This window comes from Micromonospora sp. NPDC049101, assembly GCF_040648675.1.
In the GTDB taxonomy this organism is placed as follows: domain Bacteria; phylum Actinomycetota; class Actinomycetes; order Mycobacteriales; family Micromonosporaceae; genus Micromonospora.
On record NZ_JBEZED010000037.1, the window covers coordinates 34,155 to 58,263 of the forward strand.

At 71.3% G+C, this 24,109-nt stretch carries 26 protein-coding genes; 11 read left to right on the plus strand and 15 right to left on the minus strand.

Annotated elements, in window-relative coordinates:
• Positions 1–230: 230 nt before the first annotated feature.
• Positions 231–443, minus strand: coding sequence for a hypothetical protein (locus AB0B57_RS33345; protein WP_357079152.1), 213 nt, complete (start codon positions 441–443; stop codon positions 231–233).
• Positions 444–1,319: 876 nt separating this feature from the next.
• Here AB0B57_RS33345 and AB0B57_RS33350 point away from each other — a divergent pair.
• Positions 1,320–2,444: a transporter substrate-binding domain-containing protein gene (locus tag AB0B57_RS33350; RefSeq protein WP_357079156.1), complete on the plus strand. Its 1,125-nt coding sequence runs from the start codon at positions 1,320–1,322 to the stop codon at positions 2,442–2,444.
• 15 nt (positions 2,445–2,459) lie between these two features.
• On the opposite strand, the gene AB0B57_RS33355 is transcribed toward AB0B57_RS33350, so the two are convergent.
• From AB0B57_RS33355 to AB0B57_RS33370, 4 genes are all read right to left on the minus strand, one after another.
• Complete coding sequence (locus AB0B57_RS33355; protein ID WP_357079159.1) at positions 2,460–2,687, minus strand: hypothetical protein; 228 nt, start codon at positions 2,685–2,687, stop codon at positions 2,460–2,462.
• Between the two features lie 302 nt (positions 2,688–2,989).
• Positions 2,990–3,484, minus strand: coding sequence for a LamG domain-containing protein (locus AB0B57_RS33360; protein WP_357079162.1), 495 nt, complete (start codon positions 3,482–3,484; stop codon positions 2,990–2,992).
• Positions 3,485–3,509: 25 nt separating this feature from the next.
• Complete coding sequence (locus AB0B57_RS33365) at positions 3,510–3,905, minus strand: hypothetical protein (RefSeq protein WP_357079165.1); 396 nt, start codon at positions 3,903–3,905, stop codon at positions 3,510–3,512.
• A gap of 94 nt (positions 3,906–3,999) precedes the next feature.
• Positions 4,000–4,875, minus strand: coding sequence for an endonuclease/exonuclease/phosphatase family protein (locus AB0B57_RS33370; RefSeq protein WP_357079168.1), 876 nt, complete (start codon positions 4,873–4,875; stop codon positions 4,000–4,002).
• Positions 4,876–5,188: 313 nt separating this feature from the next.
• Here AB0B57_RS33370 and AB0B57_RS33375 point away from each other — a divergent pair, with 313 nt between their 5' ends.
• Complete coding sequence (locus AB0B57_RS33375; RefSeq protein WP_357079172.1) at positions 5,189–5,719, plus strand: GNAT family N-acetyltransferase; 531 nt, start codon at positions 5,189–5,191, stop codon at positions 5,717–5,719.
• A 14-nt stretch (positions 5,720–5,733) separates the two neighbouring features.
• Here the strand turns inward: AB0B57_RS33375 and AB0B57_RS33380 are convergent, their stop codons facing one another.
• The 3 genes from AB0B57_RS33380 to AB0B57_RS33390 form a co-directional block, all read right to left on the minus strand.
• Positions 5,734–6,606: a CPBP family intramembrane glutamic endopeptidase gene (locus tag AB0B57_RS33380; protein WP_357079175.1), complete on the minus strand. Its 873-nt coding sequence runs from the start codon at positions 6,604–6,606 to the stop codon at positions 5,734–5,736.
• Between the two features lie 131 nt (positions 6,607–6,737).
• A complete protein-coding gene (locus AB0B57_RS33385; protein ID WP_357079179.1) occupies positions 6,738–7,754 on the minus strand; it encodes an ATP-binding protein in 1,017 nt (338 codons plus the stop codon).
• Complete coding sequence (locus AB0B57_RS33390) at positions 7,747–8,442, minus strand: response regulator transcription factor (RefSeq protein ID WP_357079182.1); 696 nt, start codon at positions 8,440–8,442, stop codon at positions 7,747–7,749. The genes AB0B57_RS33385 and AB0B57_RS33390 overlap by 8 nt, the downstream gene beginning before the upstream one ends.
• 149 nt (positions 8,443–8,591) lie before the next feature.
• On the opposite strand from AB0B57_RS33390, the gene AB0B57_RS33395 reads away from it, so the two are divergent.
• On the plus strand, positions 8,592–9,668 hold the full coding sequence (locus AB0B57_RS33395) for an NAD-dependent epimerase/dehydratase family protein (RefSeq protein ID WP_357079186.1): 1,077 nt from the start codon (positions 8,592–8,594) through the stop codon (positions 9,666–9,668).
• On the opposite strand, the gene AB0B57_RS33400 is transcribed toward AB0B57_RS33395, so the two are convergent.
• Complete coding sequence (locus AB0B57_RS33400) at positions 9,640–10,986, minus strand: hypothetical protein (protein WP_357079190.1); 1,347 nt, start codon at positions 10,984–10,986, stop codon at positions 9,640–9,642. The two genes, AB0B57_RS33395 and AB0B57_RS33400, sit on opposite strands and share 29 nt — an antisense overlap.
• 156 nt (positions 10,987–11,142) lie before the next feature.
• Between AB0B57_RS33400 and AB0B57_RS33405 the strand changes: the two genes are divergently transcribed.
• From AB0B57_RS33405 to AB0B57_RS33435, 7 genes are all read left to right on the plus strand, one after another.
• A complete protein-coding gene (locus AB0B57_RS33405; RefSeq protein WP_357079193.1) occupies positions 11,143–11,820 on the plus strand; it encodes a glycosyltransferase family 2 protein in 678 nt (225 codons plus the stop codon).
• Positions 11,817–12,497, plus strand: a complete 681-nt coding sequence (locus AB0B57_RS33410) for a DUF2064 domain-containing protein (RefSeq protein ID WP_357079196.1) — start codon at positions 11,817–11,819, stop codon at positions 12,495–12,497. The genes AB0B57_RS33405 and AB0B57_RS33410 overlap by 4 nt, the downstream gene beginning before the upstream one ends.
• Entirely contained in the window at positions 12,494–13,207 is a 714-nt protein-coding gene (locus AB0B57_RS33415) for a class I SAM-dependent methyltransferase (RefSeq protein WP_357079200.1), read from the plus strand. Before AB0B57_RS33410 ends, AB0B57_RS33415 begins: the two co-directional genes overlap by 4 nt.
• On the plus strand, positions 13,204–14,352 hold the full coding sequence (locus AB0B57_RS33420; RefSeq protein ID WP_357079203.1) for a molybdopterin-dependent oxidoreductase: 1,149 nt from the start codon (positions 13,204–13,206) through the stop codon (positions 14,350–14,352). The genes AB0B57_RS33415 and AB0B57_RS33420 overlap by 4 nt, the downstream gene beginning before the upstream one ends.
• Positions 14,349–14,762, plus strand: coding sequence for a hypothetical protein (locus tag AB0B57_RS33425; RefSeq protein ID WP_357079206.1), 414 nt, complete (start codon positions 14,349–14,351; stop codon positions 14,760–14,762). The genes AB0B57_RS33420 and AB0B57_RS33425 overlap by 4 nt, the downstream gene beginning before the upstream one ends.
• A gap of 34 nt (positions 14,763–14,796) precedes the next feature.
• Positions 14,797–15,639 carry an S-methyl-5'-thioadenosine phosphorylase gene (locus AB0B57_RS33430; protein WP_357079209.1) on the plus strand — a complete coding sequence of 281 codons (843 nt, stop codon included), beginning with the start codon at positions 14,797–14,799 and terminating at the stop codon, positions 15,637–15,639.
• Between the two features lie 108 nt (positions 15,640–15,747).
• Positions 15,748–16,359 (plus strand): DM13 domain-containing protein, encoded by a 612-nt coding sequence (locus tag AB0B57_RS33435; RefSeq protein WP_357079212.1) that lies wholly within the window; start codon positions 15,748–15,750, stop codon positions 16,357–16,359.
• A gap of 23 nt (positions 16,360–16,382) precedes the next feature.
• Here AB0B57_RS33435 and AB0B57_RS33440 read toward each other — a convergent pair whose 3' ends face one another.
• The gene (locus AB0B57_RS33440; protein WP_357079215.1) at positions 16,383–16,976 is read right to left on the minus strand and encodes a histidine phosphatase family protein; all 594 of its coding nucleotides are present in this window, start codon (positions 16,974–16,976) and stop codon (positions 16,383–16,385) included.
• Between the two features lie 9 nt (positions 16,977–16,985).
• Entirely contained in the window at positions 16,986–17,642 is a 657-nt protein-coding gene (locus AB0B57_RS33445; RefSeq protein WP_357079218.1) for a transcriptional regulator, read from the minus strand.
• A 100-nt stretch (positions 17,643–17,742) separates the two neighbouring features.
• Between AB0B57_RS33445 and AB0B57_RS33450 the strand changes: the two genes are divergently transcribed.
• On the plus strand, positions 17,743–18,888 hold the full coding sequence (locus tag AB0B57_RS33450; protein WP_357079221.1) for a PEP/pyruvate-binding domain-containing protein: 1,146 nt from the start codon (positions 17,743–17,745) through the stop codon (positions 18,886–18,888).
• Between the two features lie 113 nt (positions 18,889–19,001).
• Here the strand turns inward: AB0B57_RS33450 and AB0B57_RS33455 are convergent, their stop codons facing one another.
• From AB0B57_RS33455 to AB0B57_RS33470, 4 genes are read right to left on the minus strand one after another with little or no spacing between them, the layout of a single operon-like run.
• A complete protein-coding gene (locus tag AB0B57_RS33455) occupies positions 19,002–21,125 on the minus strand; it encodes a radical SAM protein (RefSeq protein ID WP_357079224.1) in 2,124 nt (707 codons plus the stop codon).
• Between the two features lie 10 nt (positions 21,126–21,135).
• Positions 21,136–22,533 carry a TfuA-like protein gene (locus AB0B57_RS33460; RefSeq protein ID WP_357079227.1) on the minus strand — a complete coding sequence of 466 codons (1,398 nt, stop codon included), beginning with the start codon at positions 22,531–22,533 and terminating at the stop codon, positions 21,136–21,138.
• Positions 22,526–23,692: a YcaO-like family protein gene (locus tag AB0B57_RS33465; protein ID WP_357079231.1), complete on the minus strand. Its 1,167-nt coding sequence runs from the start codon at positions 23,690–23,692 to the stop codon at positions 22,526–22,528. Before AB0B57_RS33465 ends, AB0B57_RS33460 begins: the two co-directional genes overlap by 8 nt.
• Positions 23,693–23,719: 27 nt before the next feature.
• On the minus strand, positions 23,720–24,094 hold the full coding sequence (locus AB0B57_RS33470) for a class IIb bacteriocin, lactobin A/cerein 7B family (RefSeq protein ID WP_357079234.1): 375 nt from the start codon (positions 24,092–24,094) through the stop codon (positions 23,720–23,722).
• Positions 24,095–24,109: the final 15 nt, after the last annotated feature.

Here is a 24,109-nt window from a genome sequence, read left to right on the forward strand (position 1 = left end):
AACACTGTGCACTGGGCGTCGGGCCCAGCGGATGTACGAGAAGGTCGGGTTCGTCGTCCAGGGCGTGTTGCGCCGCGCACGAGCGCCGGCCCCGGACACGCTCGAAGCACACCCGCCGCCATCCGTCCAGCGGACCAACTAACGGGGGCAGGATCTCTGGGCATCGGGGAACTCCGTGATGGGCGGTTACACGTGGCAGCGTCGGCCGGTGGGTACTCGTCAACCCCGGGTCAGTTCCAGGGATCGGCGTTCGGATTCTCGCCGAGCAACTGCGCGCTCTCCAGGCACAGGTCCTCGCCGAACAGTTGATTGCCGCGGGAGTCGGTGCCCCATGCGTCGTCGGCGGAGGCAGCGATGGCGCGCCATGTGTAGCCTTCAGCCCGCCACTGCCTGACTTGCCGCGCTATGTCCGTGGTCAGGGTCAGTCCCCACGCCTCCAGCATGGGTCGAAACTACGTCGAGCCTGGGACTCCACCCAGATGCGTGCCACGAGCAGATCGGGATCCCCCACAGCCGTAAGCCGGCCGAGGTCCCACAGCGGTCGGAGGATGCCCTTGCCCGGGATCGGCATGCGCCGGCCACCTTCGGACGGCGACAGGAGCCGTAACTCGGCGCGGATGATGCCGTGGATGTTTTCCCACCTACCCCAATGGCACCGTGCGGCGGTTTCGGCGAGCCACATCAGCTGCGCCGGTCACCGTCACGCCGGCCCCGTTGGCGACATCAGCCGGGACCATGGCCGCAGCCCGAGCGAGCAGATCGGCAACATCCACCCTCGGATTATTCAACGTCGCCGAAGCATCAGCGGGAATTGCTTCACCGGCGCGCTGATCTGCCGCGATCCGCGTTGCGCCAGTGAAGCTTCGCTTCAATGGGCCGCGGTCAACCAGATGTCCGCCGACTCACCGACGGGATCCGGCCCGGCGACAACAACGACGCACCTTCAAGTAGCCCGACCGACAGCCCACTCAAACACTCACCCAGAACGAAGGGCAGTCAGACGCGGTGTGAACATCTTGCGACGGCCCGTGTGGCGAGGGAACTAAGGAGACCACGACCGACGGACTCCTCTCGGGCAGTCAGAACACATTCGATCGAGATCAGTCGCCTATCGGACTTATTGCGGGGACGACTGGCCTCGTTCATCAAGCTCCGGTCATGCGAAAATCTACTCGCCGTACCCGGCATTGTTCGATGACCGACACGTTCCAAAAAACGCAAACACGAATTTCGTTCGTCATGAGGTCGGCGCGTGGGGCAACCGGCACATTATCGCGCCACCGACCAGGCAGTGCACCAGCGGCACAAGGATGATCATCATGACCCAAGCGACAACAGCGAACAGTACCTCGACCGAACCCGTCCCCGTCCCCGTGCGACATTCGATCAGCAGGCAACTTTTCTGGCTGCTGCCCGTCGCCTTGGCCTCGGTCGGAATTTGCGTGTTGCTGTTCCAGAAGGAAGCGTGGGGTGCGAACGCTGCGGCCATCATCAGCGTGCCCATCAACATCGCGGCGATCGTGGTGACGATCCTAGTCGACCGGGGCGTATTCAAGACTCCCGCCCTCCGCAAGCCGGGCGGCAGGTCGTGGAGGATGAAGGGCGCTGTCTACTTCACCGCAGGCACCCTCGTCCTCAGTGCCGCGTTTTGGTGGTTCCAGCGGGAGCCCGACCCGTTCGACTACATGTCGGGCGAGGTCCGGATCGGTTACAACGCTTTCGAGTACGAGGGCTGGCATACCGACAAGGACGGCGGGACCGGGTTCGATGTCGCCCTGGCCAACGAGATCCAGTCGCACTTCGAGAACGCACACCTGAAGTGGGTGGACCTGGGCACCCTGGACAACCGGATCAACGCGCTACACGGGAAGTGGCGCGCCACTGACCAGAGCCCGCTCCAGAAACCCGTCAAACTCGTGATCTCCAACTTCTCGATAACCCCGGAACGAGCCGAGGTGATCGACTTCGCCGGGCCCTACTTCGTCGACACCCAGGGCTTTCTCAGCCGGAGCGATGCCAAGACCATAGCGGCGATCCCACGTGGCAAGGTGTGTGCCATCAAGGGCTCGACCACCTTCAAGAGACTGGATCAGATCAACTGGAATCCGGTACCGGCCGATTCCATCGCCGAGTGCATCAACAGATACAAGAGCGGGGAGGTCGATGCCGTGTCGGGCGACCGTTCGGTCCTCGCCGGATACGCACGAGCGGTTGGCGTGAGTCCACCGATCCGGCTGAGTAACGGATCGGAGAAGTACGCCATCGGCATCCCGAACAACATGCCACGGCTGTGCGGCGAACTCAGCAAGGTGATCACCGACTTCCTGGAGTACGGCTGGCAGACCAACTTCGACACCACCCTCGGAGCCCTCGGCCTGTCCGAGTCGCCACCACCGCAAGCCGTCGAACCCTGCCAACCGACAGGGCCGTGGCTGGACCGTTAGCACAGCTCCGGTGCCTTACGCCTGCCGTGGCGAACCGACGTCCAGCAAGCACGCCGCGATCCCGTCGAGCTCGGTGGCCGAAGGGCTCGCCGGCACCTCACCCAGCGGTGACAGCCCGGTCAGCAGCACGTCGAGGCCGTCGGCCTGGTAGCGCTGCACGCGCTGGATCCACTCCTCCATGCTGCGCTGGCGCCACGCCGTGCCCGCGCCGGCAGGGAAACCGATTTCGTCGAATTCGCGCACGACGAGTCCCTCGATCTCCGCGCAGGCCCGAATCGCGGTGGTCTTTCCAGAACAACTCGAGCCGGCGATCGTCAGCCCACATCACGAGAGGGTGCCCACGGGTACCGGCTCGCGGGCCGACTGATGGCAGACGGTCCGGTGGTCCGCCCACTCGCCGGACCCGCTGCGAGGTCGTATACCCAGGTCTCGGTGCTTCGCCGGGACTTGGCGGACCACGTCGTTGCGATCCTTGACGCGAAGTCGTCCAGGACCTGATGTCCACTCACGATCCCACTCGTCGACGGGTTCGGCCTCGAGTCTGTTCAGCTCGACAACTCGGCGATCTCGGCGGGCTGAAGGGCCCGCTGGCGGACCCGCACGTCGTCTAGCGCGCCGACCAGCCAACCTCCGCGCATCGACACTCCCAGGTGGAACCCTCCGGTCGACGGGGGTGAGGTGGTTGCCGCGCCGGTTCCCTGTAGTACGCCGTCCACGTACAGCTGGAAGTGCCCCCATCCGGCGTTCCCGACCGCGGCTACGTGGGTCCAGCGGTTGACCGCCGCCGGGGACATCGACTCCACGGTCGGCCAGTTCGTGGCCCCCGAGTCGCTCGTCGGAACCTTGTAAGCCCACCGGCCGCTGTCCGTCTCGTACTGGAGGTAGAAGGTCGCCTGCTCCCGACCGTCCTGGCTGGCGATCACCTGGTCGCCGGGGCCGTCCGGGCGGCCGTCACGGTTGGCGTCCGTCAGGCGCACCCAGGCCGTTACCGTGTACGACCGGTCGGTCCACAGGGTCATGCCGCCGCGTACGTCGACCACCTCCGTACCCGTGAGCAGTAGCGTGCTAGCCCGCGATACCGCGGAACGGCCGCCCTTCCTCGATGGTCGGCAAGGCTGCCATTCTCGCGGTCCAGCGGTCGATGTAGATGTTCAACCCATCGGCGTTACGCGCCATGCTCAACCAGTCCCAGGCAACGTCGCGGATCTCCCGTTGGGCGATCATCTCGGCACCGTCGCCGTAGTCGAACGGGAAGCCGTCGACAATGTCCGACAGGTCGGCGTAGATGGGGTACAGCTTGTCGACACCCCGCACGAACACCTCGGGGTGCAGCTCGACCAATGCACCCTTCAGCTCCTCGATCACCATCACCGGATCCTCTGCGCCTTTCAGCACCCGGTACAGGTGCCCGTCGATGAGGTCGATCACGGTAGGCAGCCAAGACGGCGCGGTGTCGGTCACGCTCGCATTGTCGTCTGCCGTGACACGCGTGTGGCGTCTGCCCCCGGCCGCACAAACCGCTCCAGAAACTCGTGGCCGGCCGGAGGCGGGCGCGTCAGTTCTGGATGGAGAGCGTCGCGACGACACCGTTGTGATCGGACCTGGTGCCCCCGACGATGTCGTAATCGGTCATCCACATGACCTGGTGATCGGGCAGCCGCTTCCAGAAGTAGACGTAGTCGATGTGCCGGTTGCCGTGCGTTCCGGTGCCCTTCTCGCCGTAGAGGTTGTAGTTGGAGCGCAGATTCGGCAGGGCGTTGGCCTCGAAGACCTGCCACGGGAACTTCGCGTACCCGTAGCTCCGGTCGGCGCTGAAGTCGACGTTGAGGTCACCGCTCACGATGACCTGGCCCTCGTCCTGCTTGTCCACCGCCAGGTCCTTGAGTCCCTGGAACTGCGCCTCGGCGCACCTGGTGCGCGGCAGGTCCTCGGGCCGGCCCGCGTTTTCGATGCTGGCCACCGCATGGGCGTTGATGTGGGTCACGATGCGGCCGCTGGCCTTGTGCCGGTACTTGACCCAGTTGTTGTACCGCGCGGGCGGCACCTCGCCCGGACCGTTGGTGTCGCAGACGAAAATCGACCCCTTGTCGACCACGTCGAACATGCTCTTCCTGGCGATCAACGCTTCGCCGGCCTGGTTGGTCCCGCCCGGCGCGTACAACCACCAGCCGTTGTCGGCGGCCCAGCTCTCCAGGAACGCCTTGCGGGCACCGACCTCGTTGAGACCGACGAGATCCGCCCTGGACACGATCAGGTTCAGGTCGTGCACGAAGTCGGCCTGGCTCAGCCCGTAGTAGATGTTCAGCGTCGCTGCCCTGAAGCCCGCACTCGCGGCAGCCGCCGGGGCCGGCGGCAGCAGGGCCGCCACCAGCGCGACCGCGCCCGCGAGAGCGCCCAGGGCACGGGCCCGCCACTCCGTTGTCCTGCGCATCGACGCCCCTCCACCCGAACCGCCGTCGGTGGCGGCCAACGCACCCTATCGATTCGAGTCGACGCGAGGCCGAACATCCGGTGACGAAGCATGGACAGACCTGGGTCGACCGGTGCGGGCGTAACCGGCTCTCCCAGTGGCGGTGGTGCTGCTACGCGAAGGTGAGGCCGTCGGACCGGGCGCGCTTGAGCTCGAGAACGCCTGGCAGCCGGAGAGCAGGCGGGCGCCGTCGAAGAGATTCTGGGCCTGCGGGCGGGGGTCAGGTCGGATGACGACCGGCCGTGCTCGACCAGGCACGAATTATCATTCCGCCATGGACGACACCACCCGCGGCGTACGAATCAGACGCGGTGGCCCGCCCGACGCCCCCGCGATACTGGACATGCTCGACGCCGCGGTGGCCTGGATGAATGATCGCGGGAACACCGAGCAGTGGGGCACGACCCCGTTCTCCGCGAAGCCCGGAGGGGCCGAACTGGTCGACCGGTACCTGACCGAGAACCTCCCGTACATCGCGGAGGTGGACGGGACGCCGGCCGCAGCCCTGGTGTTGGACTCCGGGCCCGATCCGCGGGCACCGATCGCGCCTGCGGACGAACCCGAGCGCTACGTCCGCCTCCTGGTCACCGACCGACGATTCGCCGGCCGGAATCTCGGGTCGGCCCTGCTGGCCCACGCCGTGCAGGAAACCCGGCGGGCCGGCGTGCGGTTGCTACGCGTCGACTGCTGGGCGGGCGGCGGTGGCGAGTTGGTGGCGTACTACGAACGCCACGGGTTCACTCCCACCGAAACCTTCCTGGCTGGATCCTGGCCGGGGCAGGTACTGGCCCAGCGGGTCGGCTGAGCCGCGCCTCTCCGTCAGTTGTGCGACCACAGCAGGCCCACCACTGCCGCCGTAGCCGACAGGAGAACAAGCTTCAGCCACGGGCCGCCGTTGCCCAGGTGTGGCATCGTCTCGTCGGCGAGGTTCCAGGCCGCGTGCATCAGGATCGCCGCTGGGACACCACCGCGCAGGCGTTCGGTGACGAAGAGCATGAGGTAGGTGAATGGAAAGAGCGCCAGGAAGAACACCACCCCCTGCTGGGTGAACAAGCCTTCGTCGTGCTGCCCGGTGCCAGGCAGGAAGAACAGCGGCACGTGCCACAGGCCCCACGCGGCTCCCAGCACCAGGGTGGTCGCCATCCGGCTGTAGGACTGCCTCAGGCGTGGCTGTACGTACCCCCGCCAGCCGAACTCCTCCGCCACTGGCCCTGCGAGCAGCGTGTAGGCCAACGCGATGAGCGGTCCGCCCACACCGGCGACTACCGAACCCGCGTGCTGCGGGATCGCCGACGGGTCGTTCAGGTTCATCAGGACCGCCGCACCCACCGGGGCGACCCCGCCCAGCAGTACCGCCACCACTGACGTGCCAAGCGACCATCGCGTGCGGGGGCCCGGACGCCTCTCCCCGCGGCGCCGCAACCACAGGATCAGCGCCGCCAGGGACGGGCCACTCGCCGCGAGCGCGAACACCAGCAATCCGAGGCCCTCGTCGATGCTCACACCCAGCACTCCCAGCAGTGCAAACGGGATCCAGGTCAGCAACAGACACACAGCCCAAAACTCCAGCAGCCGCAGGCGGACCAAGCCGCGTTCGGCGGGCAGATGGCGCGTCAGCGCGAATTCGTCCGCCACCGCGGCCCTGGTGACCGGACGGCGATGCCCACGCTGCCGTTGGCGCAACTTGGCCATGGTGTGCTCATCTCGTCGTCGCATTGATGATCACGACGCTACGAGGATCCTCAGTCCCTAACGATCCGGCTGGTCGGTGAGCGTCCGGTAGGGTTAACCCGCCTACCCCGCCACCCCGAACGTTCGATTCCTCAGGCGGTGGCCAACCGGACCAGGAACTGGCAGCCTTCCGGGGTGTTGCGCACCTCGACCCGACCCCCGTGCGCCTCCACCAGGCCGTGGACGATGGCCAGGCCGAGCCCCCCGGACGCCCCGCCGTCGCCGGCGCGGGGCGTGCGGGCCGGTTCGCCACGGAACGCGATGTCGAACAGCCGGGGCAGGTCGGCCGGGGGGATGCCGCCACAGGTGTCGGCGACCGACAGCCAGGCGTGGTCCTCCTCGTGGCCGGCCTCGATGCGGACGGTGCCGTCCTCCGGGGTGTAGCGCACGGCGTTGAGCAGCAGGTTGGCCACGACCCGGGCCAGCTCCGGCTCGCTCGCGGCAACGGTCGGCCACCCCGACTCGCTGGCGATCAACTTGATCCGCCGGGCGTCGGCCAGTGGGGTGGTGCTGGCCAGCGCGTCCGAGACCACCTCGCCGAGCGACACCGCCCGCAACGACAACCGCAGCGCTCCCGCGTTGATCCGGGACAGCTCGAACAGGTCGTCGACGAGTCGGGTCATCCGGTCGGTCTCCAGCCGGATGCGCCGGTGGTACTCGTCGACGGTGTCCGGGTCACGGACCACCCGGTCCTCCAGCGCCTCCGCCATGGCCCGCAGCCCGGCGAGCGGGGTACGCAGGTCGTGGGAGACCCAGGCGACCAGGTCGCGCCGGCCCTTCTCCAGTCGCCGTTCCCGCTCCCGGGCCTGGTCGCGCCAGACCGCGGCGCGGGCCAGTCGACGGCCGAAGTGCCCACCGACGGCGAGGCTGACCACCGCCGCCGCCGCGACGGTGATCAGGACCACTTCGAGGTCGTGGGCGGAGAGGAACATCGCCTCCGCGACCGCCATCACCCCGACGACGACGGCGACCACAGTCGTGGTGAGCAGCACACTGACGTGCACGGTGATCGAGCTGCGCCGCAGCACGCGGAGCAGCACCGCGCCGGCGAGCCCGATGCCCACGGCCGCGCCGAGGGCGATCGCGAAGATCAGCAGCAGGTCACGCATCGGCGGGCTCGTACCGGTAGCCGACGCCCCAGACGGTCACGATCCGCCGCGGATCGGCCGGGTTCGCCTCGATCTTCTCGCGCAGCCGGCGGACGTGCACGGTCACTGTCGAGTGGTCCCCGAAGTTCCAGCCCCAGACCTGTTCGAGGAGTTCGGCCCGGCTGAACACCCGGGACGGATGCCGCATGAGGTGGACGAGCAGGTCGAACTCGCGCAGCGTCAGCGCCAGGTCGGTGCCGGCGAGGCGGGCGGTGCGGGAGGTCGTGTGCACCACCAGGCTGCCGTCGGTGAGCGCCTCCGGTCGCTCGGGGGGCGGCCCACCGCCGGCGCGCCGGAGCACCGAACGGACCCGCAGCACCAGTTCCCGGGGGGAGAAGGGCTTGGTCAGGTAGTCGTCCGCGCCGAGTTGCAACCCGAGGATCCGGTCGGACTCGTCACCGCGCGCGGTGAGCATGATGATCGGTACGCCGTCCGGCCGGGCCCGCAGCTCCCGGCAGACCTGGAGGCCGTTGATCTTGGGCAGCATCAGGTCGAGCACGACCAGATCCGGCGCCTGCCGCGCCACCGCCGCCAGCGCCATCGCCCCGTCGCCGGCGTGGCTCACCTGGAAGCCGTCGTGTTCGAGGTATCGGCAGATGACGTCACTGACGGTCTGGTCGTCGTCGACCACCAGCACCCGCTGTGTCACGAACGCCCCCCGCCCCGGCCCGTCGACCTGTCCATCCGCCCAGCGTAGCCAGGCACCGGGCACCGAGCGCACCGGCGAGACCTAACGAGGTTCTTACGGCTGCGCGCAGCACGCGGTGTCGGCGTACCCGGGGTCCTACGGTGACCGGAATGCGGATACTTGTCACCGGTGCTGCCGGGTTCATCGGCTCCCACGTCGCCGACCTGCTCAGCGCCGACGGGCACGAGGTGGTGGCCGTCGACGCGCTCGTGCCGGAGGCGCACGGCCCGACGCCGCCGCCCTGGGCGCGGCACGATCTGGTGGTCGGCGACGTCCGCGACGGCGAACTGCTGACCCGGCTGCTGGCCGGGGTCGACGCGGTCTGCCACCAGGCGGCCATGGTCGGCCACGGCGTCGACCCGGCCGATGCCCCCCGGTACGCCGCGCACAACGACCTCGGCACGGCCACCCTGCTCGCGGCGATGCACGCCACCGGGGTACGCCGCCTCGTGCTGGCCAGCTCGATGGTGGTCTACGGCGAGGGCCGCTACCACTGCCCCGCACACGGAGTCGTCCGGCCTGCCGGCCGCCGCGCCGCCGACCTGGCCGAGGGCCGGTACGAGCCGACCTGCCCCCGCTGCGACAAGACGCTCTCCCCCGGTCTCGTGCCCGAGGACGCGCCGCTGGAGCCGCACAGCACGTACGCCGCCACCAAGCTGGCCCAGGAACACCTCGCCGGGGCCTGGGCCCGGCAGACCGGCGGGTCGGTCTGGGCACTGCGGTACCACAATGTCTACGGACCACGGATGCCCCGCGACACCCCGTACGCCGGGGTGGCGTCGATCTTCCGGTCGGCCCTGGCCGCCGGACAACCGCCCCGGGTCCTGGAGGACGGCCGGCAACGGCGCGACTTCGTCCACGTGACAGACGTCGCCGCGGCCAACCTGCTCGCCCTGACGACACCGGCACCGGACCCCGTGGTCCCGGTCAACGTCTGCTCGGGCGAACCGCACACCGTCGGCGAGCTGGCCCACGAGCTGGCTTCGGCGATGGGCGGGCCCAGGCCGGTCACCGTCGGGGGCGGGCGGGCGGCGGACGTACGGCATGTCGTGGCCGACCCGGCCCGCGCCACCCGGCTGCTCGGTTTCACCGCCCGGGTCGGCTTCGCCGCTGGCATCGCCGACTTCACCACCGCGGTGATGCGGGAGCCGGCAGCGCTCACGACACCGTCCACAGTAGGTGGTTGACGGCGAGCGCCGTGGCGGCCTGGGCGGCCAACCACCACCGTCGGTGACCGGTGGGCAGGTGCGCGGTCGCGACCAGCAGCCAGACGGTGAACGGTAGCCAGATCCGCTCCACCTCGGCCTTGCTGAGCCCGGACAGGTCCGCCGCGAGCACGGCCGCCGCCGCCGCGAGGGGCAACCACACGGTGGGCCCGGCGCTGACGAGCCGCTGTCGCAGGGCCGTCGGGTGCGGTGCGCGGATCGCCACGGCGGCCACCGCCCGTCGCAGCGCCGGCCCGACCACCGGCCCGGCCGAGAGGAGCAGGGCGGCGAGGTTCGCCCAGATCCAGTACCCGTACGGGCGGTCCGCCGCCCAGCCCTGGTAGTACCGACGGGACACCAGGTGGTAGCCGTCCAGCCACCAGAAACCGCAGAGGGTGAACGCGGCGACGACCGCCGCGACCGCCGTCGCCGCGGCCACGAGCACGCCGAGGCGGTCGCGCGCCCGCAGCAGCACCACTGTCAACGCGAGCATCCCGACCAGGACGAACCCGTACGACAGGTAGAGCGCGAAGCCGAGCAGCAGCCCGCCGAGCACGGCCCGGGGTCGGCCACCGACCGCCAGCAGCGCCAGCCCGGCGGCGACCACCGCGGCGAAGATGCCGTCCGCGGACGCACCCACCCAGACCGCCCCCGGGAAGAGGACCAGGAACGGCCACACCGCCCGAGCCGCGTTCTCGGCGCCCAGCGCCCGCAACGTCACCGGGACCGACACCGAGACCGTGGCGCCGAGCAGCACACAGGCGAGCCCGGCGGCGGTGCCGCCGCCCAGGCCGATCCGTTCCAGCCAGACGAAGAGCAGCAACGCTCCCGGTGGATGACCGGCGGTGTGGGTGGACCACGACCCGGGCTGGAAGTCGACGATCCGGTCGGCGAAGCCGGACAGCATGGCACCGACATCGGTCACCCCCGGCACCTCGTACAGGTACTCGGCCTGCACGGTGAGCCGCTCGGTCAACCCGGCGGACCAGCCGTCCACCAGCGCCAGCGACAGCGTCCAGAGCACCGCGGCGAGGTAACCGACGACAAGCAGCCGCGGCCAGCGCGGGTCGGTCGCCCAGCGCATGCCCCGCCACACGAACACCGCCGCGACGAGAAGCGCGGCGGGAGTGCCGGGGCCCACATGGGGCTGCCAGGAGGCGTAGATCGGGGCGGCGTCCGCGTAGAGCCGCACGCCCCGATGGTTGAGCAACGCGCCGACGACGACGGCGACGGCGAGCAGGGCCACCTCGGCACCGAGGACGATCAGATCGGCGGACCGGGGTCGTCCCGGCCGGGTCATCATGGTCATGGTGACGGCCGACGATACGACCTCCGACCAGGGATCCGACAGCCACCCGCTGGGACGTCAGGGTCTCGTAAGATCCCTTGCCGCGTAAGCGATTCGTAAGGAGGAACAGCGGTCCGGATGCCCGGTGGCGGGCCTAGCGTCGCCGGTATGCACACAACGATCGACGTGGTGTTGCCGTGTCTGGACGAGGCGGCCGCACTGCCTGCCGTACTGAGCGGGCTGCCGCCCGGCTACCGCGCCATCGTGGTCGACAACGGCTCCACCGACGGTTCGCCGGCCGTCGCGGCCGAGTACGGGGCCCGGGTCGTGCACGAGCCGAGGCGCGGGTACGGCGCGGCCGTACACACCGGCCTGCTGGCGGCGGACGCGGAGCTGGTCTGCGTCCTCGACGCGGACGGCTCGTTCGATCCGGCCGAGTTGCCCAGGCTCGTCGGTGCGCTGCTCGACGGCGGGGCGGATCTCGCCGTCGGACGGCGTCGACCGGTGTCGGCGGAGGCCTGGCCGTGGCATGCCCGGGCCGGGAACGCGCTCGTCGCCGCGCTGCTGCGGCGTCGTGGGGTGCCGGTGTACGACATCAGCCCGATCCGGGTGGCCCGGCACGCGGCACTCCTGGGCCTCGGCGTCCAGGACCGCGCGTTCGGCTACCCCCTGGAGTTGCTGCTCCGCGCGGCCCAGGCGGGCTGGCGGATCACCGAGCTGGACGTCGCGTACGCGCCCCGGGCCGCCGGCACCAGGTCGAAGGTCTCCGGGTCGGTCCGGGGCACGGTGCGGGCGACCCGGGACTTCGCCGGAGTGCTGCGCGCCGGTGTCGGCGGTGGCCGGTGAACGTCCTGCTCCTGGTCGCGAAGGCACCTGTCGCGGGGCTGGCCAAGACGCGCCTCTGCCCTCCGGCCAGCCCCCGCCAGGCGGCCCGGATCGCGGCGGCGGCGCTGTTGGACACCCTCGCGACGGTACGCGCCACCGCGTCGACGATTCCCGTGCTGGCCCACACCGGCCGGTTCGCCGACGCCGAGTACGCCGCCGAACTGACCGCCGCGCTGGCGGGGTGGCACCTGCTCGCCCAGCGCGGCGACACGTTCGCCGACCGCCTCGCCAACGCGCACGCCGACACCGGCGCGGCCTTCCCCGGCCGGCCGGTGCTGCAGATCGGCATGGACACGCCGCAGCTCCGGCCGGCTCTGCTCACCACCGCCCTGGAGTTGCTCGCCGCACACGGGTCGGTGTTCGGGCCGGCGCTCGACGGCGGCTGGTGGGCACTAGGGTTACGCGACCCGGCGTACGCCGACGTGTTGCGCGACGTGCCCATGTCGACGGACGACACCGGTCGCCGTACCCTCGCCGCTCTGCACGGGCGCGGCATCCGGCCGGCGACCCTGCCGGTGCAACAGGACGTCGACGACTGGACCACCGCGACAGCGGTCGCGGCCGACCTGCCCGGCACCCGGTTCGCGGCTGCCGTCGCGTCGGTGGGTGACCAACTGGTGAGCGGACGCCCCCGGTGACCTCGACGATAAGTCTCGACGGTTTCGCCGTGGCGCTGGGCGGACTCGACGGGTGGCCGGCCGACCAGGATGCCCGCGGCACACCTGTGGCACCACTGCCGCCGGCCCAACCCGACCACTGGCTGGTGCACGGCGACGGGCGACGTGACCTGTTGCCGGTACGGCGCTGGCACGGCCCGCCCGAGCCGGCGATCGAGTCCGTCGCCGCCCGCTGCGACGGGCCCACGATCGACCTCGGTTGCGGCCCCGGCCGCATGACCATGGCACTCGCCCAGCGTGGCCTCGTCGCGTTGGGGGTGGACATCTCCGCCGAGGCGGTACGCCTGACCCAGGGCCGGGGTGTGGTCGCCCTGCGCCGCGACGTCTTCGAACCACTGCCCGGCGAGGGACGGTGGGCACACGCCCTGCTCGTCGACGGCAACATCGGCATCGGCGGCGACCCGGTCCGGCTGCTGCGCCGGTGCGGCGCCCTGATCGCGGCCGACGGGACCCTGGTGGTCGAGGTGGAACCTCCGGGCGCCGGGCTCTGGCAGGGGCAGGCGTACGTCCTGTCCGGGGCGTCCGGCGCGGGGGAACGGCAGGGACCGGCGTTTCGCTGGGCGCGGGTCGGGGCCGAGGCGGTGACCGCCACCGCCGCCGCTGCCGGCCTGCGTGTCGCCACCACGTTGCGGTTCGGTCCACGCTGGTTCGCCGAGCTGGTGCGCGCGTGATCCGCCGGCCCCGCGTCCCCGCGCCCGAGGACTTCACCGCGCCGACGCACTCGCCGCTCGTCGCCGCCCGGCTCGGCCTCTGGCTCGGGGTGGCGTTCGGGTTGTGTTTCGTCACCGGTCTGCTCAGCCACTACATCCAGCACCCGCCGGGCTGGTTCACCTGGCCGACCCGACCGGTCGACCTCTACCGGGTCACCCAGGGCGTCCACGTGCTCTCCGGCGTCGCGGCGATCCCGTTGCTGCTGGCCAAACTGTGGAGCGTCTACCCCCGGCTGTTCGTCCGTCCGCCCCTGCGCCGGCCGATCCGGCTGTCCGTCCACGCCCTCGAACGGATCTCCATCCTGGTGCTGGTCTGCGCCGCGTTCTTCGAGCTGGTCACCGGCCTGTTCAACGTCGCCCAGTCGTACCCGTGGGGGTTCTTCTTCCCGGCGGCGCACTACGCGGTCGCCTGGCTGGTGCTTGGCGCGTTGCTGCTGCACGTCGCGGTGAAGCTCCCGGTCGCCCGCGCGGCGCTGGGCACACCGCTGCGGCCCGGCCCCGGTGGGCGGGACGACCGGGACTCCTCCGGGCGGCGCGCGTTCCTGCGTACCTCGGCGGGTGTCGCCGGCGTCGCCGTGCTGGCCACCGCCGGGGTCACCGTGCCGTGGCTGCGTCGGGTGTCCCCGCTGGCGTGGCGGTCCGCGTCCGGCCCGCAGGGCGTGCCGATCAACCGGACGGCCGCCGCCGCGCACATCACCGTCCCACCCGACTGGCGGCTGGAGATCGTCTGGCCGGGCGGGCGGTACGCCCTGTCGCTGGCCGACCTGGTGGCTCTGCCGCAGCGTACGGCGGAACTACCGATCGCCTGCGTCGAGGGCTGGAGCTTCGCCGCCCACTGGACCGGCGTGCCAGTCGTCCAGTTGCTGCGCCACGCCGGTGCGCCCACCGGCCGGCCGGTCCGCGTCACCTCCCTGGAGACCGACGGCCTGTACGCGGCGAGCACACTCCCGGCCGCCCACGCCCGCGACCCGTTGACCCTGCTGGCACTGCGGATCAACGGCGAGGAGCTGTCCCCGGACCACGGTTACCCCTGCCGCCTCATCGCCCCGAGCCGGCCGGGCGTCCTGCAGACCAAGTGGGTCGCCCGGCTTGAGGTGCTGGGGTGAGAATCGTCCGGCTGCTCCTGTTCGTGCTCGGTGCCGCCGTGGCGGCGTACGGCGGTTGGCTGCTCCTCCCCCAGCTCGACACCGCCCTGCCCTGGCTTGTCGGCGGCCCGCTGCTGCACGACCTCCTGGTGGCGCCACTCGTCGGGCTGGTCGGGCTGGCGCTGGGCCGACTGGTGCCCGACCGGCGACGCCTGGCCTGGATCACCGCCGGCCTGCTGGCCAGCGCCACGCTGCTGCTGATCGCGGTGCCACTGCTGTGGCGACCGCCCTCGGCGCCGCCGAACCCCGGCCTACCGGACCGCGACTACCCCCTGGGGCTCACGGTCGGGCTGGCCGCCGTCTGGGCCGTCATCGTGCTCGTGCTTGTCGTCGCCACAGTCGTCGGCCGGCGCGGCGCGAACCGTTCCTGAGTCGACAGCACCCGTTCCCGAGGAGAACGCACACATGTCAGAAGGCAACGCCCGCCCACCGATCGGCGTGATCGGCGGGTCCGGGTTCTACGAGTTCCTCGACGACGTCACCGAGGTCGCGGTCGACACACCGTACGGGCCGCCGAGCGACTCGCTGTCCGTCGGGAACGTCGCCGGGCGACCGGTGGTGTTCCTGCCCCGGCACGGACGTCGACACACCTTCCCCCCGCACCGCATCAACTACCGGGCCAACCTGTGGGCGCTGCGGGCGGCGGGCGTCCGTCAGGTGCTCGCACCGGGCGCGGTGGGCGGTCTGCGACCGGATCTGGGCCCCGGCACCCTCGTCGTACCGGACCAACTTGTCGACCGGACCAACGGCCGCGAGCAGACCTACTACGACGGACGGCGACGCACGGACGGGCAACTCCCCGGGGTGGTCCACGTGCCGTTCGCCGACCCCTACTGTCCGGTCGGGCGGGCCACGGTCCTCGACGCCGCCCGCGCTGCCGACTGGCGACCGGTCGACGGCGGAACCATGGTCGTCATCGAGGGCCCCCGATTCTCCACCCGTGCCGAATCACGGTGGTACGGCCAGGCGGGCTGGTCGGTCGTCGGCATGACCGGCCACCCCGAGGCGGTGCTGGCCCGCGAGCTGGCGCTGTGCTACACCGCCCTGTCGCTGGTGACCGACCTCGACTCGGGCGTCGAGGTCGGGCACGGCGTGACCCAGCAGGAGGTGTTCACGGTCTTCGCGCGAAGCATCGACCGCCTGCGTCTGCTGCTCGGCGACGCGGTCCGGGCGTTGCCACCGGACCAGGCGGGCTGCCCGTGCGGCGAGGCGCTGTTCGGCACGGACACCGGCATCACGCTCCCCTGACGTCCGGGGCGGGGGGGGTCGACCGGGCCGCGCCGATGGCGGCCGTCGTAAGGGTTCCGAAAGGGTTCGCGACCGGTTCGACGGCTGCCGCAGCCGTACTCTGCGGGGGTGGGAAAATCGATCTTCCGGTCGCCGGTGGCCTGGGCCGCCCTCGTCTGCGCCGTCGTCGTGACGGCCCTGGCCCTCTTCTGGTTTCAGCCGTGGAAGCTGTTCACCGACACCTACGTCGACGAGGCGATCCCCGGCGCGGGGACGACGGCGGCCGTCCCCGCGCCGACCTTCGCGACCCCGGCCCCCACGACCCCGACCGTCCCGACCCTGGCCCCCGCGACCCCGGCCCCTTCGTCGAAGGCCACACCGGCGGCTAACGAGATCCTGGCCGCCGGGACGTTCGTCACCCACGAGCACCAGACGACCGGCAGTGCCGAGATCCACCGGCTCGCCAACGGGCGCCACCAGCTCGTCCTTCGCGACCTGAAGACGTCGAACGGGCCGGATCTGCGGGTGTGGCTGACCGACCAACCGGTCATCCGGGGCACGGCCGGCTGGCGCGTGTTCGACGACGGCGAGTGGGTCGAGCTGGCACGACTCAAGGGCAACAAGGGCAACCAGGTGTACGACCTACCGGCCTCGGTGGACCCCGGTGACTTCCAGAGCGTCTCCATCTGGTGCAAGCGGTTCTCGGTCTCCTTCGGCGCGGCCGACCTCAAGACCACCTGACCTGGCGGCGCTCGGCGGGGCCCTTACGGCCGGGTGGCCCCGCGGAACCCCGTCCAGCGCAGGTCACCCGACAGGTGGCTCTGGTCGTTGAACATGACGAGCGTGGGCGACAGGCCGGCCCGGTATTCGAGCACGGTGAGACCTGTGTTCGCGCTGTCCAGGCCGAGCCACCTGGTGGGCGGGGCCGCCAGCGCGTGCCGCACCAGCCACGCGATCGGGTACGCGTGCGTGACAAGCACCTCGTGCGAGTCGCGCTCCGGTGCCGTGGTGAACCGCGTCACCAGCGCATCCGCGGTGCGTCTGCCGGCCGCCGCCTCGGCCTCGTCGTAACCGTCGAAGAAGCCGGCCCAGGAGCGGGGCATCTCGTCCGGCGTCGGCACGTACGGCACGTGGTCGATGAGCTCGGCCGCCTCGGCGACCGGCACGTCCGGCAGGTGCTTGGCGATCTCGCGGGCGCTCGCGGCGGCACGCGGCAGCATCGAGTGCCACACCGCGTCGATCGGCAGGCCGGCGAGCCGCCGGCCGAGCAGGTCGGCCTGCCGGTATCCCGCGTCGGTGAGCTCGCCGAAGGCGTCCGCCGCGCCGTGTCGCGCCAGGTAGAGGTGTCGGGTGGCCACGATGCGAACCTACCGGCTTTCCGGTGCGGCACCGCGGGCGATCCCGAGCGTCGACAACAGGTCCTCGTGCAGCTCCATCCACACGGCGTGGCACGACGCGACACCAACCCCGGTCACCCACCGCCCATCCCCGGCGCGGGCACGTGTCAGCGCCGCGTCGAACCGGTCGGCGTAGCCGTCGAAGCGGGCCAGCGCGCCGGCGAGAACGCCGGTCAGCCCGGTCAGTGCCGCGCCGATCGTGGTGAGCTCGTCCAGCACCCGGCCGTCCCACTGCGGGTCGCTGTGGTCGTTGGACGTCAACCGGTCACCCTCGGCGGGCCGCAACTGCCAGTCGGTGCAGGCCCGGACCAGCCGCCCGTTGAGGATCTCGAACTGCTTGTGGGCCTGCTCAACGGTGGCCCGCGCCCCGGTCTGGTCGAGCTCCTCGCCGAGCTTGCGGGAATCCTGTACACGGCCGCGATCGGTGAGCGTCCATCCGCTGGTGCCGGCGAACTCGACGTGTGTCACCCACCCGTACGCCTCGAAGTCCAACAGCAGCTCGGCGGCCGTCTCGAGGTCGACGCCGGCGCGGTCGGAGACGGCCGCGTCGTCGGCCACCCCGGCGACCCGCACGGCGTGCAGAACCGACAGGTCCGGTGCTGAGGCATGCGTCATGGTGATCAGCATTCCGACTCCCCCACCGGGCGTCAACGCGGCGCAGGCCCGGTACGCGTGGAAAATCTCGCCTTCCGGTCCGGATAGGCTCCCGGGAGCTGGAGGAGGCCCGTTGCTGATCGACCTGACCGACGCCGACCCCGCGACGTGCGGCGGCAAGGCCGCCACGCTCGCCCGGCTGCTGCGAGCGGGCCTGCCGGTCCCGCCTGGTTTCGTGGTGCCGACCGCCGCTCACGCGCGGGCGGACGAGGGCCTGTCCACCGAGCTGATCGACGAGATCGCGCGGGCGCTGCCGCGGCTGGGCAACGGCTACCTCGCCGTGCGATCGTCGGCGACCAGCGAGGACACCGCCCGCGCCACCGCGGCGGGGCAGCACGACACCTTCCTGGGCGTGCGGGGCATCGATCAGGTGGCGGACGCCGTCCGCGGGTGCTGGTCGTCGGTGTGGTCCGAGCGGGCCGTGGAATATCGGCGTCGGCAGGGCGACACGCGGTCGCCGGCGGTCGCGGTGCTGGTGCAACGCCTGGTGGACGCGGACGTCGCCGGGGTGCTGTTCACCGGCGACGACATCCGGATCGAGGCGTCCTGGGGGTTGGGTGAGAGCGTCGTCGGCGGGCACGTCACCCCGGACTCCTGGACGGTCTCCGGTGGCGACATCACCCGCCGGTCGCTCGGTACGAAGGAGACCCGGATCGACCGCACTGTCACCCGCGAGGTGGACCAGGCCGACCGGGATCGCCTCTGCCTCACCGACGACGAGGTCACCCGACTCGCTCAGCTCGGTCGGCAGGCAGCCGACCTGCTGGGCGGCCCGCAGGATGTCGAGTGGGCGATCGCCGACTCCCGGATCTGGATCCTCCAGTCGCGCCCGGTGACCAGCGCCCTCCCCGCCGCGCCCGGCGGCGACGAGAGCGCGGCCGACGGCGACGAGAACGCGGCCCGCACCGGTACGCCCGGAAGCCCTGGTCTCGCCACCGGGCCGGCGCGGGTGGTGCGCGGCCCCGACGACTTCGCCCGGGTGCGGCCCGGTGACGTCCTCGTGTGCCGCACCACGGATCCGGCCTGGACCCCACTGTTCGGCGTGGTCGCGGCGGTCGTCACCGAGACCGGCGGGCTCCTGTCGCACGCCGCGATCGTCGCCCGCGAGCTGGGCCTCCCGGCCGTCCTGGCGGTCCCGGACGCGATGACGGCCCTGCCCGACGGCGCGCCGGTGCGGGTGGACGGAAGCACCGGCCGGGTCGTCCTCCTGGATTCCTGACCTGGGGGACGACCGACGCCGGGCGGGCCGCTGGCACCGCCGCCGTGCCGGGCGGGCCGCTGTCACCGCCGGCCGCGCCGGGCAGGCCGCGGCGGCCGGCGGTGTGGGCGTGGCTACTCGGCCGGGGCCGGGAGCCGATGCCGGCGGATCAGCCGCTGCCCGATGAAGGTCCGCCAGACCCGGTCGGCGACCGTCGGTTCGACGATCCAGAGCCGGCGCTGCGCCTCGGCGAGGGTGAGCGGCGCGTGGAAGAGATCCAGGAACAGCCGGCTGCTGCGGTTGAGGGCGAACACCTGACCGTCGACGCGGCGGAACAGGTGCCGGTCCGCCGGCAGGTCGCCGGGGACGCCGTCCTGCTCGTCGGAGCGGATCCGCCGGTACGCCTCCCAGACCTGCTCGTCGTCGCGGTCCACGAACGAGCCGTTGGCGAGGAACTCGGTCTGGTCGTCGGTATCGTGGCGGACCCGGTCGTGGGCGAGGACGCCACGCACCGCCGTGCCGTAGCGGTCGTGGTAGAAGAACGTGTGCGGGGTGTCGGTGGCACCCAGCCACGGCCGGTGGTAGTGCCCGGGGTTGAGGCCGGCCTTGGCCTGCGCGATCTCGGCCTGCGCCGCCTCGGTGACCGGCTCGTCGAATTTGAGCATCCGGACGATGTCCGAGCCCTCCACCGGCCGTACGTTGGTGATGCCGAACCGGTCCGGCTCCTTGGCCACGATGGCGCCCGGGGTCAGCATGAAGTCGCCGAGCCCGCCGAGGGTCCACAGGTCCGGGTTGTCCCGCAGGAAGTTGACGCTGTCCAGCGCCTCCTCGCGGGTCTCGGTGGGGAACCCGGTGAAGCCCATCATCTGCACGCCGATGTTGGCCTTGGTCATCGCCATCATGGTGCGCCGCGCCTGCTCCGGCTTCGTGCCCTTGTCGATCAGGTCGAGGACCCGCTGGTTACCGGACTCGAAACCGACCGAGATGGCCACACAGCCACTGCGCCGCAGCAGCTCGCAGCGCTCGTCCGACCAGTACTTCTCCAGCCGGATCTCGGCACCCCAGCGGAAGTCCAGACCGCGCTCGACGACCCGTTCGGCGAAGCGCAGGATCGTCGCGGGAGCGAGCACGTCGACCGAGAAGTAGATGAACTTGGCGAACTTCGACAGCTCGGTGACGTCCGCGATCATGGTGTCCACCGTGTCCTGCCGCCACGGGCTGGTGGGGCCGTCGGTGTTCAGGCCATAGTCGCAGAACGTGCACTTGTTCCAGTAGCAGCCTCGGGTCGGCGAGTAGTAGACGAACCGTTCCGGGCTGAGATAGAGGTCCCACGGCAGGCCGGAGAAGTCCGGCACCGGTATCTGCGCCAGGCGTTCGTAGCGCAGGGGCAGCTGCCGCTGACGACCGTACTTCGGGTGCAGCCGGACGTTGGGGTGCCCGGCCGGCAGGGTGCCGGTCTGCACCGCGTCCAGGATCTCCGTGTACGCGCTCTCCCCCTCCCCGACCACGATGGCGTCGAAGTCGGCGAGCACCTGGAAGACGTACTCGGGTTTGCTGGCGCACTTCCAGACGTCGGAGATCTCGGTGCCACCCGCGATGAGGAAGACGTCCGGGCAGGCCCGCCGCACGAGTCGGGCGATCCAGAGTGCGAACGGCAACTGCCACTGGTAGGTGACGCTGATCCCGATCACCTGGTTTCCCCCGGCGGCCAGCCGAGGGATCAGCACGTCCTCGTAGTACGGCTGGAAGGGCCGGTTGAGCCGGGCGAGCAGCGCCTCGTCGGTCAGCGCGGCCACCGAGCCGATCGAGATCATCGGCGGGGGGTGCAGCCGGAAGCCGGCGTGGAACTGCCCGGGGAACCCGACCGCGCCGAGCGCGTCCATCCAGGAGATCACGCCGTCGACGGCATCCTGGTAGTGCCGGTAGTCGTAGAACAGGGTCGGGTCCTGCAACACCCCGATCGACCGGCGCAGCCGCTCCGGATCGGGGTCGGGCAGGCCGAGCTGGTTCGCCCGGGCCATCAGCGCGTCCGGGCCGCTGAGGTCGTCGGTCGACAGCCGGGACAACTCCCGCCGCAGCCACTCGTACGCCGACGGGGTGTACGAGTGGTGGAACGCCTCGATGTTGGCGTCGATGATCTCCGCCGGTCGGTGCCCCTGTGCCCGGGCGTACGAGTCGAGGTAGTTCAGGGAGTGGTATCCCGAGGTGGGATCGGTCAGCGGGGGGTAGATCAGTGCCGCCTTCACCGTGCCGCTCATCGACGCCTCCTCAACCGATCCGGGCCGCGGAACCGGCCAGGGTGTCCTCCTGCGCCCGGGTGGCCACCGCCGGCAGTCGCGGGGCACCGAACGCCTTGACGTACGCGACGAGCGGTTCGGCCGCGTAACGGAACGCCGCCAGGTCGACGAAGCCCCGGTCCCACGCCGCCGCCTCCAGCTCGTCGACGGCACAGCCCCACAACCTCGCGAAGTACGTGTCGACGACCTCGGTGCGGAAGTGCAGCCGACCACCCGGGCGGCGGAGCCCCGTCGCACGGGGCACGAGCGTGTCGTTCAGCGACGCCGCGGTGGCCGCGACCTGTCGCGCCGCGGCGAGCAGCGCGGGGGTACGCAGCGGCGCCGCGACCATCCACAGCGCCAGGCTGCGGTACGGCGTGGTGCCGAACGCCCGCACCAGCACCCGCAGCACCGCCTCGTGCGCGTCGAGACCCCGTTCGGAGTCGGTCAGCCAGTCCCACCCGGTCGGCGGCGCGGCGCAGAGCCCTCGCCGGCGGGCCACCTCGCGGGCGTGGTCCTCGACCATGGGGTCGGCGATGTCGACCTCGGCGAGCCCGGCCAGCACCCCCCGCCGGTGCCAGGCGGGCGACTCGGGGTGCAACAGCATCAGCACCGCGGCGGCCTCCCGGTCGCTGACCCACTGCCCGCCGACCGATCCTCCGGCGAACCGCGACCGCCAGCTGTCGAGGAAGCGGGTGTGCAGGTTGTCGATCGGCTGGTCGTCGGTGTGTGCTGGGCACAGCTCGGGCGCGTTGTCCGCCGCCATCGACAGCAGCAGCCGCGCGTCGGCGCCCTTGGCGTCGCCGGGGTCCCGCCGGCGCCACGCCAGGAACCGGTCCAGCACCGCCGCCGCCTCGGGTGGCGCGCTGCGCTCCAGTGCCCGGTACGACCGCCGCCGGAAGGGCAGGTCCCGGCCGATGTCCAGCAACCGGACCGCCTCGGCGTCGCTGAGCACGCCGGCCGCGACGGCGCGACGCAGCTCGATCCGGATGTTCACCAGCGGGACGCTCATCGCGCGGTGGCCCTCCTCGGCGGGCCCGTGCACCACCGCCACCTCGTCGTCGCCCGTGACGACCCCGTCGCGGTAGAGCTGGAACACCTCACCCACGCCACGCATCCCGAACGGCCACAGCTCGGCGGCGCGCAGCGCGCCCATGCTGGCGGCGCCGGCCACTGTCACGCCACGGTCGAGCAGGTCGAGGATCTCCCGGTGGCGCACCGGCGGGTGTTGCAGGAAGAACCCGTCGATGACGAGGACCCGGTCGCCGGGGCCGACGTCCAGGCGGAGCAGGTCGCCGTGCGCGACGGGTGGCAGCACCACCGCGTCGGGCAGCAGCCGACCGACCTCGTCGGTCGGCAGGCTCGGACCGATGAAGACGACGTCAGTCACGGGGCACTCCCGGTCGGATACTCAGGGCCCGCTCGTCGAACATCCGCAGGCCGGGGGCGAACACCTTGCTCACCGGAATACCGATGTCGTCGTGCGTCAGGTCGACGCTGAACGGTTCGACGCCGGTGACCCGCTGCACCCGCGACGCCAGCTCGCGCAGCACCTGGGTCACGTCGCCCACGGGTGGCGAGTCCCGACGGATCGGCCGGACGGGCCGGTCGACGGTGGGTGGCGGCACCGGCGGCGCGCCGACGTCGTGGTAGGCGGTGGCGTCGATGTCGTCCCGGGCTCCGGAGACCATGACCAACCGCGACTGGGCCGCCTCCGACATGGCCCGACCGACGGCGATCTCCGGGTCCACGTGGCAGCCGAAGCCGCCGAAGGTGACCGGCAGGTCCTCGGACCAGATCGAGGCGGCGTAGCACGGCACGCCGACGGCGTTGGTGATGTCGCAGACCTCCACCCAGCAACCGGCCCGCAGCAGCGCCTCGTGCACGGTGCGGGTCATCGCGTTGGTGGCGGTGCCCGGGTCGGCGTAGGTGCGCTCGGCCAACGGCGAGGTGCAGTACGGGGCGATGCAGTCGCGTTCGACGACCTCCAGCAGGGCGTGCAGGCTGGCCTCGGCGAAGGTGTTCCCGGTGGCCAGCCCGTTGCTGCTGGGGGTGAACAGGGCGCGGTCCCAGCCGCGCCGGATGGTGAAGTCGAGTTCGATGGTGGCGCGGGGCACCAGGCACCGCGCACCGGTCACCAGGCCACGGCCGGCGACCCAGTCGAGTTCGACGGCGGGGGTCAGGGGTGACCGTTCCGCCAGGTGCAGCCACCGCACGTCGTACGGCAGGTCGAGCGCCTCGGCCGGGGACCGGACGACGGTCCCCGGCCGGAGGTTCTCGGCATGCCAGGACTCAATGCTCTCCATGACCGCGCTGACCCGGGCCTGCGTCGCCGTGGCGCCGGTGCCGACGCTCACCGCCATGGTGGCTCCGACCGGCCGGTAGGCGACGTGCACCGGTAGGCCGATCTCGTCGAGCCGGGTGATGTCGGCGACCCGGGTGATCCGGAAGCGGTCGAGCATGCCACCGATCCGTGCCCAGGTCTGCTCCACGGTGGCCGTCCGGTAGGTGCCGGATCGGAACGCGATGCTTTCGGTCGTGTCAGTCATTGAGGCTCCCGGCGGGGGGTCAGGAACTCAGAGGATGAGGACGGCGATGATGTTGACGTTGTTGTCGGCGATCGGGGCCACACCGCCGGCGACCGTCTCCAACTCGGCCTCGGTCAGCTCGTTGAGGTCGACCAGCGGCACCTCGGGCACGTGCAGCACGTGCAGGCCGGGCGTGCCGGCCCAGTCGGCGACGATCTGGTCCTTGGTGTAGAGCGTGGCGGGCTGGGCGCGGTCGACCTCGACCCGGGAACCGGCGGCGACCGGCAGGCCGGCGGCCGTCGCGTAGCCGGTCGGGTCGGCGAGGAGGCGCTGCAGTTCGTCGTCGCTGCGCCACACCGCGGTGACCAGTTCCGAGTACTTGGTCACGAACCTCGCGCCATATTCCTGGTCGTCGTTGCTCATCGTTCGGTCCTTTCC